Source organism: Paenibacillus sp. BSR1-1, assembly GCF_030403775.1.
Classification (GTDB): Bacteria; Bacillota; Bacilli; order Bacillales; family Cytobacillaceae; genus Neobacillus.
In genome coordinates this window covers 266,690-280,108 of the sequence record NZ_JAQMWQ010000005.1, presented here as the reverse complement: position 1 = coordinate 280,108, position 13,419 = coordinate 266,690, and the positions used below count along the sequence as shown (strand labels likewise).

The 13,419-nt window shown below is 36.9% G+C and carries 18 protein-coding genes; 3 read left to right on the top strand and 15 right to left on the bottom strand.

The window, feature by feature from the left end; genetic code table 11:
* Positions 1–88: 88 nt before the first annotated feature.
* From PH210_RS11495 to PH210_RS11465, 7 genes are all read right to left on the bottom strand, one after another.
* Entirely contained in the window at positions 89–931 is an 843-nt protein-coding gene (locus PH210_RS11495; RefSeq protein ID WP_289985462.1) for a DegV family protein, read from the bottom strand.
* A 124-nt stretch (positions 932–1,055) separates the two neighbouring features.
* Positions 1,056–1,307 carry a DUF2535 family protein gene (locus tag PH210_RS11490; protein WP_289985506.1) on the bottom strand — a complete coding sequence of 84 codons (252 nt, stop codon included), beginning with the start codon at positions 1,305–1,307 and terminating at the stop codon, positions 1,056–1,058.
* A gap of 368 nt (positions 1,308–1,675) precedes the next feature.
* A complete protein-coding gene (locus tag PH210_RS11485) occupies positions 1,676–2,539 on the bottom strand; it encodes a hypothetical protein (RefSeq protein ID WP_289985461.1) in 864 nt (287 codons plus the stop codon).
* 61 nt (positions 2,540–2,600) lie between these two features.
* Positions 2,601–3,251 carry a TasA family protein gene (locus PH210_RS11480; protein WP_289985459.1) on the bottom strand — a complete coding sequence of 217 codons (651 nt, stop codon included), beginning with the start codon at positions 3,249–3,251 and terminating at the stop codon, positions 2,601–2,603.
* A gap of 67 nt (positions 3,252–3,318) precedes the next feature.
* On the bottom strand, positions 3,319–3,852 hold the full coding sequence (locus PH210_RS11475; protein WP_289985458.1) for a TasA family protein: 534 nt from the start codon (positions 3,850–3,852) through the stop codon (positions 3,319–3,321).
* Between the two features lie 78 nt (positions 3,853–3,930).
* On the bottom strand, positions 3,931–4,494 hold the full coding sequence (sipW, locus tag PH210_RS11470; RefSeq protein ID WP_289985456.1) for a signal peptidase I SipW: 564 nt from the start codon (positions 4,492–4,494) through the stop codon (positions 3,931–3,933).
* Between the two features lie 29 nt (positions 4,495–4,523).
* Complete coding sequence (locus tag PH210_RS11465; RefSeq protein ID WP_289985455.1) at positions 4,524–4,988, bottom strand: hypothetical protein; 465 nt, start codon at positions 4,986–4,988, stop codon at positions 4,524–4,526.
* A gap of 397 nt (positions 4,989–5,385) precedes the next feature.
* On the opposite strand from PH210_RS11465, the gene PH210_RS11460 reads away from it, so the two are divergent.
* Complete coding sequence (locus PH210_RS11460) at positions 5,386–5,733, top strand: helix-turn-helix domain-containing protein (RefSeq protein ID WP_289985453.1); 348 nt, start codon at positions 5,386–5,388, stop codon at positions 5,731–5,733.
* Between the two features lie 54 nt (positions 5,734–5,787).
* Here the strand turns inward: PH210_RS11460 and tatC are convergent, their stop codons facing one another.
* Positions 5,788–6,519 (bottom strand): twin-arginine translocase subunit TatC, encoded by a 732-nt coding sequence (gene tatC, locus PH210_RS11455; protein WP_289985452.1) that lies wholly within the window; start codon positions 6,517–6,519, stop codon positions 5,788–5,790.
* Between the two features lie 111 nt (positions 6,520–6,630).
* Positions 6,631–6,825 (bottom strand): twin-arginine translocase TatA/TatE family subunit, encoded by a 195-nt coding sequence (gene tatA / locus PH210_RS11450; RefSeq protein WP_289985451.1) that lies wholly within the window; start codon positions 6,823–6,825, stop codon positions 6,631–6,633.
* A gap of 353 nt (positions 6,826–7,178) precedes the next feature.
* On the opposite strand from tatA, the gene PH210_RS11445 reads away from it, so the two are divergent.
* Complete coding sequence (locus tag PH210_RS11445) at positions 7,179–7,379, top strand: hypothetical protein (RefSeq protein ID WP_483312098.1); 201 nt, start codon at positions 7,179–7,181, stop codon at positions 7,377–7,379.
* Positions 7,380–7,429: 50 nt separating this feature from the next.
* Here PH210_RS11445 and PH210_RS11440 read toward each other — a convergent pair whose 3' ends face one another.
* The 3 genes from PH210_RS11440 to PH210_RS11430 form a co-directional block, all read right to left on the bottom strand.
* Positions 7,430–7,918, bottom strand: a complete 489-nt coding sequence (locus PH210_RS11440) for a dihydrofolate reductase (protein WP_289985450.1) — start codon at positions 7,916–7,918, stop codon at positions 7,430–7,432.
* 33 nt (positions 7,919–7,951) lie between these two features.
* On the bottom strand, positions 7,952–8,896 hold the full coding sequence (locus PH210_RS11435) for a thymidylate synthase (RefSeq protein ID WP_289985449.1): 945 nt from the start codon (positions 8,894–8,896) through the stop codon (positions 7,952–7,954).
* A 202-nt stretch (positions 8,897–9,098) separates the two neighbouring features.
* Positions 9,099–9,983 carry a LysR substrate-binding domain-containing protein gene (locus PH210_RS11430; protein WP_289985447.1) on the bottom strand — a complete coding sequence of 295 codons (885 nt, stop codon included), beginning with the start codon at positions 9,981–9,983 and terminating at the stop codon, positions 9,099–9,101.
* A gap of 192 nt (positions 9,984–10,175) precedes the next feature.
* Between PH210_RS11430 and PH210_RS11425 the strand changes: the two genes are divergently transcribed.
* The gene (locus tag PH210_RS11425) at positions 10,176–11,144 is read left to right on the top strand and encodes a YeiH family protein (RefSeq protein WP_289985503.1); all 969 of its coding nucleotides are present in this window, start codon (positions 10,176–10,178) and stop codon (positions 11,142–11,144) included.
* Between the two features lie 118 nt (positions 11,145–11,262).
* On the opposite strand, the gene PH210_RS11420 is transcribed toward PH210_RS11425, so the two are convergent.
* The 3 genes from PH210_RS11420 to PH210_RS11410 all read right to left on the bottom strand — a co-directional run bounded on the left by PH210_RS11420 (position 11,263) and on the right by PH210_RS11410 (position 13,409).
* Entirely contained in the window at positions 11,263–11,964 is a 702-nt protein-coding gene (locus PH210_RS11420) for an anthrax toxin lethal factor-related metalloendopeptidase (protein ID WP_289985446.1), read from the bottom strand.
* A gap of 238 nt (positions 11,965–12,202) precedes the next feature.
* Complete coding sequence (locus PH210_RS11415) at positions 12,203–12,781, bottom strand: TerD family protein (protein ID WP_289985443.1); 579 nt, start codon at positions 12,779–12,781, stop codon at positions 12,203–12,205.
* 13 nt (positions 12,782–12,794) lie between these two features.
* Entirely contained in the window at positions 12,795–13,409 is a 615-nt protein-coding gene (locus tag PH210_RS11410) for a TerD family protein (protein WP_289985442.1), read from the bottom strand.
* Between the last annotated feature and the right edge of the window lie 10 nt (positions 13,410–13,419).

Here is a 13,419-nt window from a genome sequence, read left to right as displayed (position 1 = left end):
CATTTTATCAGCGAATTAAAAAATCTAGCATCTAGTACCAAATAAAGAGTATGTCAAAAAAGCTAAGCTTTTTTGACATACTCTTTTATTATTCATAATAATACATTAACGCAAGAGCACCTGGGCCGGTATGGGTACTAACAATTGGGCCGGTATAATCTATTTCTATATCGTGATAACCAGTTAATTCAATTATGCTATTTTTTATTTTTGTAGACAGTTCATGTGCTTCTGCATGAGCAATTCCAACACCGCGAATCGTCTTCCCTTTTACATCCTCGGCAAACTGCTTGACCATAAATTTGACAACCTGGGAATGACTGCGCACTTTAGTTACGGGGTTATATTCTGCTCCCTCAAGTGAAGCAATAGGTTTGATATTTAAGAGAGAGCCAATGAATGCCTTTCCTTTGCCAATCCGGCCGCCTTTCACCAAATTCTCTAGCGTATCTACCATTATATATAACTTCGTATGCTCGCGAACCGATTGTAAACGTTCAAGGATTTCCTCCACACTTTTACCCTGTTTGGCCATTTCGGCAGCTTCTTTTACTTGAAAGGATAAAGCCTTGGAAATAAATTGCGAATCGACCACCGTCACTTTTGCCTCTGACATCTGGGCCGCACTTTCTGCTGAGCGAACCGTGCCGCTCATTTTTCCTGTCATGTGGATGGATATGACTTCATAGCCTTCTTTCCCAAGATGGTCGTATACCTCTAAAAAGGCACCTACTGGAGGCTGCGAACTTTTCGGCAATTCATTTGCATCGCTCATATTTTCAATAAATTCAACCGGATCTAATTCCACCCGATCTAAATACGTTTCTCCATTAATCGTTATCGATAACGGCACAATGACAATCCCTAGTTGTTCGGCCGTTTCAGTGGAAATGTCTAACGTTGAATCGGTTACAATTTTAATCTTGCTCATTTGTTCACTTCCCTAATGTTACTGCTTTGTATTATACAGGTTTCGGGGATTGATTGGAACAAAATCACGGGTTTTATGTTGTTTTGACACAAAAAGAACACCGGTTACCCGATGCTCCCTTACATTAAGCATTATTCTTTAATTCTGGCACGTTAAATAATTGTTCATAATCCGGCCATTTCATGACCTTCTTCATGTAGTCTTTAAAGGAATAGCATTTTTTCGGGCTTGGCTCCTTGTAGATTGACGTAATATACGTCTGTAAACGGACTTGGATCATAAATTTATAAGTGCTATCTTCCCCCAATACAGGAATTTCGACAACTTTAACCTTCTGTCCAATATCATTTTTGAACTCTAGGCTTTTGAATAACAAAATATCAATCCTCTTTTTCACCCGTTTGACTATATTATACATCTTTTACATCCCGAAATGTGTCTAATTATGCTTGGGCAGAAAAATAATTTGTGAATTTTTCAAATGTGATTTGTTTTAATTAGGAATAATGGAGGGGTGTTATTACGGTGACGGTCTGCATCTAGGAGCTTGGCTTTGGTGAGGTCTTGATTGCAGTAGGGACAGAGCCATTTGCCGGAGTCCAAGCTGCTGAAGGAGGGTTTGCGGCATTTTGGGCAGATTTTTTTATACATTTTCGGCAGCTCCTTTTCTAGTTTCTAAAGTGATATTAATATCCTATTAAATTATTGATACAAATAAGACCTTGAAATTAGATTCAAGGTCTTCTATGGTGCATTTGAACGGTTACCATTTTGTAACACTTGGAAGGTTTTTTTACAATATTCTTTGTTATCCACATAAACTGTTGCTGTATACCATTGATCATTCACTACTGGATAATCAAAGGTGGAGAAGCGAGCATGGTAATGTGGTGGGTTAACCTTTTGGAAATCTAACGATCCATCTTTAGGAACAAAAACATACTTAAGTACTCCGCCTTTAGAAGAAGGACCAGTCACCTCTAATCGAACATTTTGTAATAGTTCTTCTTCTAAATTTCCATACTCATCTCTCAAATGAAATTTAATGGGAACAGTTGATTTTTGTTGAAGAGTAAAATTCCGATTTGAGAATGGAGGTTCATAACATTGATCCCCTATTGGTATCTGTTCTTCATGGCCAATTGCTGAAAAATCAAAAGCTACTTTTGTAGACTTTCCCTGAAGTTCATTTCCTGTATCAATCGGCAATTCGGCAGTAAATGTTAAAGAATCATTACCACCAATTTCTATAGTCCCTAGAGGAAAACTAAGAAATCCTTTTAATGTACCTTCATAAAGACGCCCGTCACTATCAGATACCTTTAACAAAATCTTATTATATAAATCTACGTCTCCAGATTCCTGTCTAGAACTCACTGAATAGTTGAAGTCTAGGTTACCATTATTGTTTACTTTTAGAATCGAAGTCTTCTTATCACCTGGTGCCATATTTTCCGCTATAAGAAAACCTTCTGCAGGTGTTGTGGATATATCGACATTATATTCTGTTTCATTTGCTTGAGTGCCTCTAACATGTATTAAAGATACAATGAGGATTGTAATTAGTATAATTATTATTCCAGAAAGTATATATTTGTAATTTCTCATAAAAGTCCCTCGCAATACCTAAACCGCGAATAAATTATCCGCGGTTCATACTAGGATTCTATTAATTATTCCTTAGCTGTTCAGCATAAAAAGAAAAATCAAAAACGAAAGTTTGCCCCATAATATCATTATCAGCAGATTCATCTAATGTCGCTTCAAATGTTATATTTGCAGGTCCACCAGGATAAATTGCAAATGGTGCTGAAATGTTAACCCACCCATTTAACAATCCACTTAAAGGACCGTTATAAAGAACTCTATTCTGAGCTGGATACATTATTTTAATATTCATTTTATTAATAAATTGATTATATCCGACGCCACTATTTGTTGCACCAGTACTAATATCGGCCTTAAGTTTAGTTACTTTTGCATCTAGGGAACCTTTATTAAATAAATTCATTGCACGTAAAACATGGTCACCAGGTGCCCAACCTCCGACAGCATCACTTCCTGGTGGTGCTAATGGTACTCCAGATTTATCATAGGGATATTTCCCTGTTGGATCTGAAGTTGATGAATAAAACATAGGGCCAGGAATAGTATCCCCTAAATCACGAGTTTGATCTAAATCAATTGTTCCAGAAGTAAAGTTATTGTTATTATTTGTAGCGGAATCTGTAAAAATTGCGTAAGTTGCGCCACCAGCAATTAAACTTATTCCTAGCAAACCACTTGCCGAAAATAACGCTAGTCTTCTTTTTAGATTCATTATTTTCACCTTTCTAAACAATAAGAGTGGCTATGCCACCCTTATGATTTGTTTGGTAGTTTTAGAATTAATTATTTCTAGTTTGCTCGGCTGCTACAGAGAAGTCATAGGTGGCAGATTTAGCTTGATATGTGTTTCCTGCATTAATCGGCATTTTATACTCAACAGTAAAGGTTTCAGATGCACCACTATTTAATACTCTATCAGTTAGTTTTGTCACTTCTGCTCCTGTGCTATCTTTTAAAGTTACTGCTAAAGGATTAGACTCTCCTGGATCTGCTACACTATCATTATCTGGATCATTACTTGCTAAGAACCCATTTAAAGCTTGGGTAATATTATAGCGAAGTTGTAATGAACCATCATTTTTTACTGTAATTGTTTTAGTGCCTTCATCACCCGGGGCGATATCCGTAAGACTAACATGTTTTGCACCAGAATAAGCTGAATCAGTTAAATTAATATCAAGTGTTCCTGATGTGAAAGTGTTTTGGGCATTTGTTGCTGAATCACTAAAAATTGCAAATGTTCCTCCACCGATTAATGCTGCTCCTAAAGCAGTTGTTACTAGTGCTGCACCCATTTTTTTCTTTAAACTCATTTCGTTTTCCTCCTCTTTCTCCTACCCTGTTATGTATAGGGTTAATAAAATTTTTATGTGAACTCCTTAATTGGAGATTCAACCAGCTGGGGTTTGTTTTTTTGTTTCGATTTTGGAAATTGCTCTCCAGATGCTGAAGACTGACCAAAGAACCATAAGAACTCCAGGAACAATTAATAGATAGATAGCACCAGTTTTTGATTGAATAAAAGCCATTATTTTTCCTATAATCGGGATTGTGAATCCTTTATACTCGGCAACCACATTTCCTGCAGTTACTGGTGATGGATCTTTTGAATCGTTGTTATCACCTTTTGTAATGTATTGAACTGTTGTATCTACTTTTTGAACGTCAATAATTCTATGGGTGATTAATGTATTCGGATTATCCGCTGCTTTAAAAGTGATGACATCACCTTTTTTAAAATTAGTTGGGGCACTTACTGGCTTTACTGCAATTATTGAACCTGTTTTTATCCCAGGTTCCATGGATCCTGATAATACCGTCATAATTTCATATCCGAAAACCTTTGGAGTTCCACCATTTATTTTTGCGGATATGACTGCTATAATCATGCAAATTAATAAACCATAAATGATAACCGATGAAATTCTACTTGCCCATTTTTTTAATGACTTCATTCTGTTGAACCACCTTACTTTATTAAGTTTTATTTATTATTTACATTGATTTTCTGGCTAACGGTTACAGGTCTTCCTTCTATTAAAAGTTCACTTCCGTTTTTAACAGCTTCATGGTTCTGGAAAGCAACAAACATGTAAAACCCTGATTTTAATGGTTTTGTAGAAGAGTATGTAAGCTTGACAGCTGATCCTTTGGATACCATTTTTGGAATGACACCCGTTGCAAAAACTAATTCACCAGTTTCACCTTGAGGACTCACAGGGTTACCATTAGCGCTATAGTAAACATAATACTTTGAGGCTACTGCCATATTTTCTGAACCGACATTCTGGATATAAGCATAAATTCCATTACCATCCCCACCAACTTCTGTAAATGAGAGTAAACTTTTATCGAACCATGTACCTGCCTTGAAGCTAGATTTATTTTGTGCCTGACTGATGAAGAGTGCATTAGTGGTTGTGGAAGGTAAGTTTAGCGTGGTGAACATAAATAAATACCAAACCAGCCCTACATTCCAAACTACCAGAAGTTTCTTATGCTTCTTTCTTAATTTCCTTAATCGAGTAGATCTAATGGTTCTCCCTCCCTTATCATCCGTTCTTATAACTTTATTAATTAAGAAGTCCCTAACTTAGTTATTCTGAACGATTCGGGATTTTTTCGTTCTCAGTAGCGAACTTATAAATTGAGTATATGACAAAATACCCAACTTGAAAAACCCCAAATTCGCCCATTTTCCCTTAATAACGAACGATTTTCCAGCTTTTTCTTTTAGTTTCTCGAAATATCTCACTTTCTTGTACTTTATAAAGTAAAATACATTCTTTATAATGTACTTATACATCAAGATTAAAATTAGATTAAAAATCAAAGGGGAATAAAAAATGATCGGGATTAAGATTAAGGAGATGAGGCAGGAAAAGGGTTATTCTATTAGTGAGCTAGCGAATTTAGCAGATGTATCAAAATCGTATTTAAGTCATATTGAAAGAGGATTGCAGTCCAATCCTTCTCTCCAATTCTTATACAAGGTCGCAAAAGCATTGGGGACGAATCTTGAATATTTATTGGAGAAGGGACAAACAGAAGATGATGCCCCCATTGAATTAGATGATGAATGGGTCGTACTAATAAGAAGTGCTGTGGAGGATGGACTAAAAAAAGAAGACTTCCGGGAATATCTTAACTATATTAAATTTCAATCCTGGATGAAGGAACAATTGAACGAGTAAAAGACGTAAAAAAGACCTTAAGAGAGGAAATCCACTCCCTTAAGGTCTTTTGATTTATGCTTCTACTAATTCTTCTTCCTGCAGCTTTTTCAACCGTTTACGGTGAACAAACTTGGATAAATTGATACTGACTTCGTAAAGCAATAATAGTGGCAGTGTTACCACAAAGTCAGACATAAAGTCAGGCGGTGTGATGACAACCGCAATAATAATTAAAACGAAATACGCATACTTTCGGATTTTTGAGAGCACAAACGGATTGATGATTCCTAATGAAGTTAAGAACATAACCACCACTGGTAGCTCAAACAAAACTCCAAAAGGAAGAGTCATATTCATAATAAAACTAAAATACCGTTCTGCAGTAAAATTCGTGACAAACATGCCCTGCCCCATATTCACGAGGAATTCTAAAACCATCGGGTAGATGACAAAATAGCCAAAGGCCAGTCCACTAATAAATAAGAAAAATAATGCAGGTACATACGATAATGTAACCCTTTGTTCATTCGGTTTTAGCGCAGGTTTTACAAATAACCAAATTTGTAATGCTAAAACAGGAATCGTCGCAGCAACAGCCACAACTGTTGCGAGCATAAAATAAATCCACATGATGTCACTTGGTCCAAGAACCTGAAGTTTTTGATCCCCGACAAACCATTTATAGATATCATCTACGTAAATAAAGGCACCAATAAAAAAGACCGCAAAGGCTACTACCGTTATGATAATCCTTTTGCGCAATTCCTCTAAATGGTCTACTAAGTGTAATTCTTTATCTTCCATGTACTTCCCCTGCCAATTTCAAAGGTAAATATGATTACTTATTACGGTTTCACTCATACATATAGTTATAATTATCGAGAAGAAAAAGGTGCAAGACGCATATCTTACACCTTATTTTGATAACTTTTCTTTTTCGTCCGTAATATCTTCCATTACATCTTCTGTTAATTCACGAGTTGATTTTTTAAATTCTTTAAGTGTTTGTCCAAAAGCACGACCAATCTCAGGTAGTTTCTTTGGTCCGAAAATAATCAGTGCTAACACTAAAATTAAAATTAGTCCTGGAACTCCGATATTTGAAAACATGGAATTACATCCCCTTTAACTTTTGTAATTACTACTACGATTATAGTATTGAAAAATCGATTTGGGTAAATTTTATGCAATATTTCATATTAAATTCACAATATCCAAAAAAATATTGTATTTGTGATAATTACCATTTGCTAAGCTTAAAAAAGCTCTCCTTAGACAATTTAACAATAACCACTTTTATAGTCAATGGCATTTTACTTAATAGAATTTTTAAAATATTTTGTCAACTATATTTATTTTGCATATAATCTGAGCAATAGGAACATATACTATTGGAAATTTGTATGGGAATGGATGTGAGTTGGTTGGAATTTTCACTTTGTAGTTTTGACGGGGCTCTCCCAGTGGAAGTAACTATTGATGATGACAATGGAAGATACACGATTCGTAAAAGCGATCGCAGTGGAGAATATTTTAATAGCTCAAAAGAATTAATCGCCTGGGTCAAAGCACATTTCCGTGAAGAAGAATTTTGCCATCCACATGAATTTAGGGGTATGCTTTCAAAAATGACAGAGTATGAAGTTAATGGATCTTATTTTTAAAATAATGGTCAGAAGAAAGCACCAGCGTTGAGCTGATGCTTATTTTTATGCTATTCTTTTCTGTCATAAATCCGAAATTCATAATCGTAAGGATTTTTTTCATCCCTCATCCCTTTTTCACAGGAAATAAGTTCCCACTGTTCATGATCGAATTCAGGGAAAAAGGTATCCCCGGCAAATTCTTCGAAAATATGGGTGAGATATAGTCGGTCTACATATGGAAATGTCTCGTTAAATATTTCCGCCCCGCCAATAACAAAAATTTCATCACTTTGTTCACGGCAGTATTTAACAAACTCGTCGACTGAGGTAAAAACGGTACACCCTTCGGATTCGTAACCTTTTTGACGGGTGATGATGATATTCTCCCGGCCGGGAAGTACCCTGCCGATGGATTCGTGCGTTTTCCTGCCCATGGCAATCGGGTGCCCCATCGTAACCCGCTTAAAAAACTTTAAATCCTCCGGCAGATGCCAAGGCAATTGATTGTCTTTGCCGATTACTCTATTTTCGTCCATGGCAACAATAAATGAAATCAAGTGCTGTCCCCTCCTTTGTTATTGATAATCATGTTAAACAGCAACCTCAGCTTTAATATGTGGATGCGGATTATAACCTGTGATTTCAAAATCTTCAAGTTTATAATCGAAAATCGATGACGGTTTAGTGAGAATCCTTAATTGTGGTAATTCTCTTGTCTCACGGGATAATTGTAACTTGGCCTGATCTATATGATTAAGATACAAATGTACATCTCCACCAGTAAAAATTAATTCCCCTACTTCGAGGCCGCATTGCTGGGCAACCATATGTGTTAACAGTGCGTAACTTGCAATGTTGAAGGGAAGACCTAGGAAGGTATCGACTGATCTTTGCTGCCACATACACGATAGCTTGCCTTCTGCTACATAAAATTGAAAGGCATAATGACAAGGAGGCAGTTTCATATCATCCACTTCACCAGCATTCCAGGCATTGACAAGCAGCCGTCTAGAATTTGGGTTTTGTTTAATCTCGTTTACGACCTGTTCAATTTGATCGACAATCTCTCCGTTCTTCTTTTCCCATTTTCGCCATTGGGATCCGTATACTGGGCCAAGCTCTCCATATTTTTCGGAAAACTGATCATCCTCTATGATTCGTTTCTTGAAATTTTCCATCTCTTGTTCATACAGTTTTTTAAATTCCTCATCATCTTGACTTCTTATTCCAAAGTCAGTCATATCAGGTCCTTGGTATTCATCGCTTTCAACCCATTTCTTAAACGGCCATTCATTCCAAATATTATTGTTGTGTTCAAGTAAATAACGGATATTGGTGTCCCCTTTTAAAAACCATAATAGTTCACTAGCCACCAATCGAAAAGGCACACGTTTAGTTGTTAAGAGCGGGAATCCTTTGCTTAAATCAAATCGGATTTGCCGGCCAAATACAGACAAAGTACCAGTTCCTGTACGATCCCCTTTTTGCACACCATTTTCTAGTAAATCTTCGAGTAACTCTAAATAATCTCTCATTCATAAATTCCCCTCTGTATGTAATTTTCATTTTTTTATTGAGTTAATATATCTTTCAGTAAAAAATTTTATATTAATGATATTAGATTATTAACCGGAATGAATTCAAGATAAATGTATAAAAAAAGAGAATACATTTTGAAACAAAGGCCTAAAAAATAAGACAAACCCCAGTAACAAAGGCTTCATCCGTTGATTATTATTAATTTTTTAAATAATTTTCTATTAACTCAATAAACAAATTCATTGATTTTGTATGCAATTCAGTAGATTCAGTTATAACCGAAAAATTCCTCTTAATTGGTGTTCCTTTTACCAATAATGCTCGAATGGTACCCATTAATCTTTCTTTTTTAAAAGTAAGTTCAGATAAGTAACTAATCCCAAGCCCTGCTTCAACTGCTTCTTTAATGAGCTGAGTGCTGCCAAATTCCATCAACGTTTGAGGAGTTATTTGTAAAGCTTGAAATAATTTTTCTGTTGCATCTCTTGTTCCAGAACCCTCTTCACGGACAATCCAATTTTCTTGTTCCAACTGTTCTAGTGAAACTTCCAAATTGGAGAAATTATGATGATTCCCACTTGCCACGATATACATTTGATCTGTTGAAACAGTTTTAATAGCTAAATTCCGCTGGGATATTTCCCCTTCCACAATCCCTACATCAATTTCGTGACCGATGATTGCTTTAGCAATATCTCTTGTGTTGCCAATCTGAACTGAAGGGATGATATTAGGAAATAGATTCTTCATTCTTGCAAGTATATGTGGTAACACATATTCTCCAAAAGTATAGCTCGCACCGATTTTTAATGGTCCCGTTGGCTCGTTATTTAATTCATTCACAAGCATCGTCATTCGTTTATATAAAGCATTTATTTCTTTTGCATGTCTGTAGACAATGTTTCCGGCTTTAGTAAGCTCCACACTTTTATTTGTCCGCAGAAGGAGTTTTGCTCCGATATATTTTTCTAATTGTTGTATTTGCTGACTGACAGCAGGCTGGGTCATATGAAGCTCTTCCGCTGCTCGGGAAAAATTTCTTTTATCAGCTACAGAGATAAATACAGCTAATAGTTGATCCACTTTGTTTCCCCTCCTTTATATCGTATTTACTTATTATAACTATAATAATCATTTATTTTCCTTATTGTAAATCATTCGATACGATAATATTAGAAAATGTAAATAAGGGGATGAAAATAATTGGAACAAAAGTCTATAATCAGTTCCAGTCCTAACAACTATAAAAAAGCTGAAAAGAAGCTATACGTTTCAATGATATTAGGAATTGGTTTTACATTTATCATAGCCGTGGTTGGTTTCATTTTGGCAGGACTGCCAGGTCTAAATCACATTGGACCACTTGCGTGTGCCATTTTACTTGCTGTGGTTTATCGACAGGTTTTTGGATATCCGGAAAGGTTAAGAACTGGTATTCAATTTTCATCAAAAAAACTATTACGCTTGGCCATCATCCTTTATGGTTTAAAGCTTAACATGGTCGTCATTTTCCATCAGGGGTTACCCCTTTTGCTAAGAGGCACCGGAACGATCATTTTTTCCATTGTAGTAATGATGATCCTTGCAAAATGGCTGAAAGCAGATTTAAATCTATCTTTATTATTAGGTGTTGGAACAGGGATTTGTGGTGCTGCTGCGATTGGCGCTGTTTCGCCAATAATTAAAGCAAAAGAAGATGATACCGCCATGGGGGTTGGCATCATCGCATTAGTTGGCACAGTATTTTCAATTATCTATACGGTATTAATTCCTTTAATATCTATGAGTCCTATAGACTACGGAAATTGGGTAGGAATCAGCCTCCATGAGATTGGCCATGTAGCTTTAGCCGCAGCCCCCGCAGGCCAGGATGCACTGGCTCACGCATTGCTTGCCAAACTCACACGCGTATTCTTATTAATTCCGGTTTGTTTTATCCTTTTGCTTTGGATGAAAAAGAAGGGAAAAATAGAGAGAGAGGCAAAATTCGAGTTTCCATGGTTTTTAATTGGGTTTATCCTTATGAGTTTTGTGGGGAGCTACATCATTGGCCAAGAAATTTTACAATCTAAGAAGGTAATGTCTGATATTGCAGCTGTCACGTCATTTCTTTTAACCATGTCTATGACCGGCTTAGGATTAAATATTAGCTTAAAAGAATTACGTACGAAAGCCATCCGTCCATTTATTGCCACTATTATTACTTCTTTTCTATTGTCTTTTCTAACGTATATGTTAGTTTAGATTTTTATGGAGACAACAAGAAAAAAGCAAAACTAAATAATTCTTTGATAGGAAAATAGAAGCACGAACTTATCCAAGGTTTATGCTTCTATTTCTATTCAATTTTCATTTAAAAAAATTAGTTTAAATTCTTTATAAAATGATACGTTTCTGGAGCTTTGAATCGAAGGAGCTCTTTCGTCTTATTGTTTAAATAGTACATTGCAAAGCTTTCAGCAAAATATTCTTCCGGGTATAGGAAATAGCTGTTGCCAGGAAAAATCAGATTGTGTTCCTTTTCCCATATATCATGAAATTTGGTGGTGCCGCTAATGTCATTGTAAACATATCGGTCAATGGAATGGGCCATTTCATGGAGCTCTAGGTTAACTGATCCATGTCCTTTCCCCTTTTCGCTTGCCCCAATCTTCACCAGAACAACTTTTGAACCGCCGATTCCAGGGACGTCATCCCACGTAACGTTGTTTTGATAGCCGCGTGGTGTCTGCCCCGCCAAATAGCTTGCTGTAGGGTTGTCGGTTAGTTTCCCTGTGAACAGCTTAAGATTAATGCCTTGGTTATTGATTTTATCTAAAATAGTAACTGGAAGCGAACCCATTCTTGTTATGATAGCGGAAGCTTCTTTTTGGTCGAATGGCTGTTTCGGAAGTATGATAATTTGATTTAATTGATCTAATGATTTATTTGTTGTAAGAGATTGATAGAGGATAGAATTTTTCGGATAATCCACAAGTCTAACACCGTCAATTGCCGCCTGGGATGTGGTATTTATGGATAGGAACAAGCACATCATGATGATAGCAATAATCCATTTACGCATGCAAATTCCCCCAATATGTCTATTATTGTTATTAGTTGAATTATAACATGGTAAATAGTTTGCTAGATTCGGAATTTTATAGGTAAAAATAGGGATTATTACGATTATAAGTTTTTATGGGGAGGGATAGTTCATTAACCGTAATAGCAAAAATTTAGTCCCCGCGGGCAATGAACCGCCATTCATCATCTAAAAAAACAAAAAGCCGCCAAATCGGCAGCTTTCCATCTCAATAAAATTAAACTTCCAACCCAAAGTTCCGGCATAGTGCAGCTAGTCCACCAGAGAAGCCGCTGCCGACTGCGTTGAATTTCCATTCGCCGTTATGGCGGTAAAGCTCACAAATGACGACAGCCGTTTCTACGGAGAAATCCTCGCCAAGGTCGAAACGCAGGATCTCGCGATTCGTTTCTTCATCGACTACGCGGGCAAAGGCATTGCTGACCTGCCCGAAGTTCTGGTTCCTTGCTTCGGCATCATGGATAGTGACCGTAATCGCAATCCGGCTAACATGCGTTGGTACCTTGCTAAAGTCAATCTTGATTTGCTCGTCGTCGCCATCGCCTTCACCAGTGCGGTTATCGCCGGTATGTTCAACAGAACCGGAAGTGTGAACTAAGTTATTGTAAAAAATAAAATCTAAATCCTGTGTCACCCTGCTGTTTGCATCTGTTAAAAACGCTGAAGCATCCAAATCGAAATCATGGCCGCCATGATAACGGTTCGTATCCCAGCCAAGACCGATAATGACCTTCGTTAAACCCGGATTTGTTTTCGTTAAATCAATTCTTTGTCCTTTTGATAAGTTGATGCCCAAAAGTATCACCTCATTATGAATATGAACGAACTACTTCGCTTAGGCTGGCTGCATTTGTGCCGCTGCCGATTGCCGCAAACTTCCACTCATTGTTGTTGCGGTAAATTTCACCTGTAACAAGGCATGTCAGACCGCTATAATTATCGGATAAATTATATTTGATTAACTCTTGATTGTTGGTTGGATTTACAACTCTGATAAAAGCATTGCGGATCATGCCAAAATGCTGTTTTCTTTTTACGCAGTCGTAAATATTTACTACGAAAACCAGCTTTTGAATATGAGAAGGTACTCTGCTTAAGTCGATCATGATTTGCTCGTCATCGCCATCGCCGGCACCAGTCAAGTTGTCGCCGGAGTGCTGAACGCTGCCGTCATTGCTTTTTAAATTGCCAAAATAAATCACATCTTTATTGTTTTGCAATTTGTCATTGGCACCAAGCATGATCACAGATGCGTCACAGTCCACGTTAGCAGAACTGCCTCCGCCTCCAAATAAGGAGCCTAACAGACCACCGCCGCCAGAGCTTTGCACAGGGTCCCAGCCTAATCCTACCATGATTTTCGCTAGTCCTGGATTCCCCTTTGTTAAATCCACCCTTTGACCTTTTTGTAAATTAATTGCCATATCAATCACC